This is a genomic window from Thiorhodococcus minor (assembly GCF_010820565.1).
GTDB classification, from domain to species: Bacteria; Pseudomonadota; Gammaproteobacteria; order Chromatiales; family Chromatiaceae; genus Thiorhodococcus; species Thiorhodococcus minor.
Genome location: NZ_JAAIJQ010000197.1, coordinates 1 through 2867 on the forward strand (window position 1 = coordinate 1; position 2867 = coordinate 2867).

The window sequence follows — 2867 nt, forward strand, 5'->3', positions numbered from 1 at the left end:
ATGACGGCGCGCTCACCATCGACACCCAGTGGTCCGGGACCCTCAATGGCCGCGTCGAGACCGACTGGAACAGCGACTTCGCCATCGCCGCTCATATCATCAACGACAGCCACAGCATTTCGTACGCCTACGACGGCGACGGGCTGCTCACTCAGGCCGGTGCGCTGATCCTCGCGCGTCATGCCGGCAACGGCCTGCTCACCGGCGCCACGCTCGGCGGCCTCACCACCAGCCAGGACTACAACGCCTTTGGCGAGCTCGAAGGCTTCGGCGCCCAGCAGGATGGCAGCACCCTCTACGGCGTCACCTATACCCGCGACCGCCTCGGGCGCATCCGCACCAAGACCGAGACCCTGCAGGGCCAGACCAGCGTCTACGCCTACGACTACGATGCCGCCGGGCGGTTGACCGCCGTCCGCGAGAACGGCGCCGTCACCGGCAGCTGGGACTACGACGCCAACGGCAACCGCATCGGCGTCGACGGCACGGCCAACGGCACCTACGATGAGCAGGACCGCCTGCTCCAATACGACGCCCCGGCCCGCCCGCGCCCGAGCGGGGCGATCGGCTACGTCATCGACGGCCAGGACCGGCGCATCGGAAAGACCCGCGACGGTGAGCTGATCCAGGGGTTCCTCTACAAAGACCAGCTCAACCCCATCGCCGAGCTGGATGGCGAGGGCAACCTCGTCGCGGTCTTCGTCTATGGCGACAAGGCCAACGTCCCGGCCTACCTGATCCAGATCGATCCCGAGACGCAGGCGGAGACCACCTACCGGATCCTCTCCGACCACCTCGGCAGCCCACGGCTGGTCGTCGCCGTCGAGACCGGGGTCGTCGCTCAGCGGATGGACTACGATGCCTGGGGTGTGGTCACGCGGGATACCAACCTGGGGTTTCAGCCGTTTGGGTTTGCGGGTGGGCTCTATGATTCGGCGACTGGGCTCGTGCGCTTTGGGGTCAGGGATTATGATCCCTATACGGGGCGGTGGATGGGGAAGGATCCGATTGGGTTTGAGGGGGATGACTCCAATTTGTACGGGTATGTAATTCAAGATCCGCTGAATTGGTATGACCCAGAAGGCAAAGCAAGAAAAGGTGGGAACAAAGAACGCCCGAAAAACCCTAATAAACGCACTCCACCAGAGCATAGAAGGCCAAGTGTTGATCGGGAACGCAATATTGGGCACCCAGAAGGAGAAGAGCACAGCCGCCGCCCCAAAGGTGGATTTAAGCCTCGCGGTAGAATTTTTCCAATGCCCTTGATTATAGATCCCTGCCTTTTGGATCCATCTCTATGTAATCCTTATTATCCGTTAGATCTGCCTCCGAGCTGCTGATTAAATATGATAAACCCTGGCGAAGCCGACTTCTCAGGCATATACGAATTAGTTGGGTGCGGCTTATTGAAGGAAGCCAAGAAGCTGTTGCTAAATCACAAGACAGGTTGTATTGCGGATTGTTATAGTGGTGACTTGAATCATGCATGGTATGTCTTGGGGGATATATGCTACAAATTGCGAGATTTTGATTGTGCGGTTCATTCTTTCAGGAAAGCGCTTTCCGAAGAGCCAAACGACGTGCATGCGATGTGGGGCTTAGGGAATAGCTATTCAGAGTTGTCGCAGCCAAAAAAGGCGGCGAAATGGTTCGGAAAGGCGTTGGAAATAGAGCCTTTGAATCCATCGATAACATATAATTACGCTAATTGTTTATTTGATCTTAGAGAATACAAGGTCGCTATTGATCTTTATCGCTCAATACCTCCAGGCGCAAGTGAGTTCACCTTGGCGAGAAAAAACATGAGAAAAGCAAGAAAGCTACTAAGTCTAAGGTAGCAATGCAGGACAACAAGGACGGTGTCAGGTCTTGCCTTTTGCCTTTGCCCGACCTGCGGGGACGCGGGAATTGGAATTCCGGTGACAGTTTACTCAATGGCGGGGAGAACTCAGCGTCAGCGACCCGCTCGCGCGCACCACACCGCGCAGGTGTCAGGTCTTGTCTTTTGCTTTTTTAGGCTGTGACCAATAGGGTTCGCTTGCGAGTTCGTCCAGGGCGCAAGGCAAGACCCGTCCCCCACGGCCCCGCGCGGCCCTGCGCCTGCGCCTGCGGCGGCTACACGTTGAAGACGATTCGCGAGTACTTCGGCCTTCCGCATCGGCCGATTCGCTACGAGGTACAGAACAGGCAAAACGCAAGACCTGACACTGCTTTGGACGCCTGACTGCCGTCCGCGAGAACGGCGTCCTGACGGGCTCCTGGGACTACGACGCCAACGGCAACCGCATCGGCGTCGACGGCGTGGCCAACGGCAGCTACGACGAGCAGGACCGCCTGCTCCAATACGACGCCCCGGCCCGCCCGCGCCCGAGCGGCGCCATCGGCTATGTCATCGACGGCCAGGATCGGCGCATTGGCAAGACCCGGGACGGGCAACTGATCCAGCGACTGTGAGGTGTCAGGTCTTGTCTTTTGCTTTTTCAGGCTGTGACCAATAGGGTTCGCTTGCGAGTTCGTCCAGGGCGCAAGGCAAGACCCGTCCCCCACGGCCCCCGCGCGGCCCTGCGCCTGCGGCGGCTACACGTTGAAGACCTGATTGCCCCAAATCCGGCAAAGCCCAGCGAAAATCCTTCATCTCAGAGGTGATGCGGCTCGTGGCATGAGGGAAACGGCGAAACTTCAGGTTGAAGACGATTCGCGAGCACTTCGGCCTTCCGCATCGGCCGATTCGCTACGAGGTACAGAACAGGCAAAACGCAAGACCTGACACAAGGACGCGCTACAAGGACGTGAGTGCCTTGTGGGGAGTGGTCCGGCTTTGACTTCTGACTGTGGCGCATGCATTCTAAGTCGTGGAAATGTAAAGA

The 2867-nt window shown here is 58.5% G+C and carries 3 protein-coding genes; all 3 read left to right on the forward strand.

Translation table 11 applies throughout. The features are described 5' to 3' along the window. Positions 1 to 1340, forward strand: a 1340-nt coding sequence (locus G3446_RS26175) for an RHS repeat domain-containing protein (RefSeq protein ID WP_280818897.1), incomplete at its 5' end; no start/stop codon positions are given. Positions 1341 to 1406: 66 nt separating this feature from the next. Beyond that, positions 1407 to 1838 (forward strand): tetratricopeptide repeat protein, encoded by a 432-nt coding sequence (locus G3446_RS26180; RefSeq protein ID WP_164456596.1) that lies wholly within the window; start codon positions 1407 to 1409, stop codon positions 1836 to 1838. 463 nt (positions 1839 to 2301) lie between these two features. After that, positions 2302 to 2454 carry a hypothetical protein gene (locus tag G3446_RS26185; protein ID WP_164456597.1) on the forward strand — a complete coding sequence of 51 codons (153 nt, stop codon included), beginning with the start codon at positions 2302 to 2304 and terminating at the stop codon, positions 2452 to 2454. The last annotated feature ends 413 nt before the right edge of the window (positions 2455 to 2867 follow it).